Below are 1,423 nucleotides of genomic sequence, written 5' to 3' on the forward strand. Positions count from 1 at the left end.
GGTCAAGTCCCCGGTAGTGGTGTAGCGCTCGGTGATCCTGGTGAGGTCAGGCGCTCAGTTCGAGGACGGGGTCGGTGTCCACCTCCTTGTCGGCTTCGGTGACCGGGGTGAGGCGGCAGCGGGCGAGGACTTCGAGGCCGAGGTAGCGGCGGCCTTCGGCCCATTCGTCGGTCTGCTCGGCCAGCACGGCTCCGACGAGGCGGACGATCGCTTCCCGGTTGGGGAAGATGCCCACGGCGTCGGTGCGGCGGCGGATCTCCTTGTTCAGCCGCTCGGAGGGGTTGTTGGACCAGATCTGAGACCACACGTCCTTCGGGAAGCCGGTGAAGGCGAGGATGTCCTCACGGGCAGCGGCCAGGTGCTCGGCGACCGCGGGCAGTTTCTCGCCGACGTAGTCCAGCAGCCGGTCGAACTGGGCGTGCACAGCGGCGGCGTCGGGCTGGTCATAGACGGAGTGCAGCATCGCCTTCACGGCTGGCCACATCGACTTCGGGGTCACGCTCATGAGGTTCGCTGCGTAGTGGGTGCGGCAACGCTGCCATGTGGCGCCGGGCAGGTTCGCCGCGATCGCCTCGACCAGGCCGGCGTGCGCGTCACTGGTGACCAGGCGAACACCGGCCAGGCCGCGCGCCGTGAGGTCGGCGAAGAACTCGTTCCACGCCGCCCCGGTCTCGCTGGTAGCGACCCGCATGCCCAACACCTCGCGGTGCCCGTCACCGTTGACCCCGGTCGCGACCAGGACGACGGCGTTGATCACCCGGCTGGCCTCACGGACCTTCATCGTCAACGCGTCCGCGGCGACGAACGTGAACGGCCCCGCATCCCCAAGCGGCCGGTGGCGGAACGCCTCGACCTGCTCGTCGAGGTCGGTCGCCATCCGCGAGACCTGCGACTTGGACAGGCTGTTGATGCCGAGCTGACGCACGAGCTTGTCCATCCGGCGGGTGCTCACGCCGGCGAGGTAGCAGTCCGCGACCACCGTGATCAACGCCGACTCCGCCCGCTTCCTTCGCTCCAGGAGCCAGTCGGGAAAGTATGTCCCGGAGCGCAGTTTCGGGATCGCGACGTCCAGGGTCCCGACGCGGGTGTCCAGGTCGCGGTGCCGGTACCCATTGCGCTGCGCAGTGCGGGACGCGGACCGCTGGCCCCACTCCGCACCCACGACCGCGTCGGCATCCGCGGACAGCAGCGTGTTGATCACCGTCTGCAGCAGCGATCGCATCAGATCGGGCGAGGCCTCGGCGAGGGCCTCGCCAAGCAGGCCGGCAGGGTCGACAATGGCAGGTGCGGTCATCGTGATGCTCCGTTCGAGGGTGCTGTGGAAGGTTCACTCGAAGGATCACGCGGTGGCCGCTCTACGTCTCGCCGAAGATCTCGGCGACGACCCTGGCGACCGCGCTACACCACTATCGGGGACTCAACT

1 protein-coding gene is annotated in these 1,423 nt (G+C 68.5%); it reads right to left on the bottom strand.

Annotated elements, in window-relative coordinates; all coding sequences use genetic code 11:
• Positions 1–46 precede the first annotated feature (46 nt).
• On the bottom strand, positions 47–1,294 hold the full coding sequence (locus EYB28_RS19905; protein ID WP_166853042.1) for an IS256 family transposase: 1,248 nt from the start codon (positions 1,292–1,294) through the stop codon (positions 47–49).
• Positions 1,295–1,423: the final 129 nt, after the last annotated feature.

Source organism: Isoptericola sp. BMS4 (genome assembly GCF_011634835.1).
In the GTDB taxonomy this organism is placed as follows: Bacteria; Actinomycetota; Actinomycetes; order Actinomycetales; family Cellulomonadaceae; genus Isoptericola.

Bases quoted from the DNA above. Each gene is read 5' to 3' on its own strand.
- EYB28_RS19905 (WP_166853042.1), bottom strand. From the start codon at position 1,294: ATGACCGCACCTGCCATTGTCGACCCTGCCGGCCTGCTTGGCGAGGCC.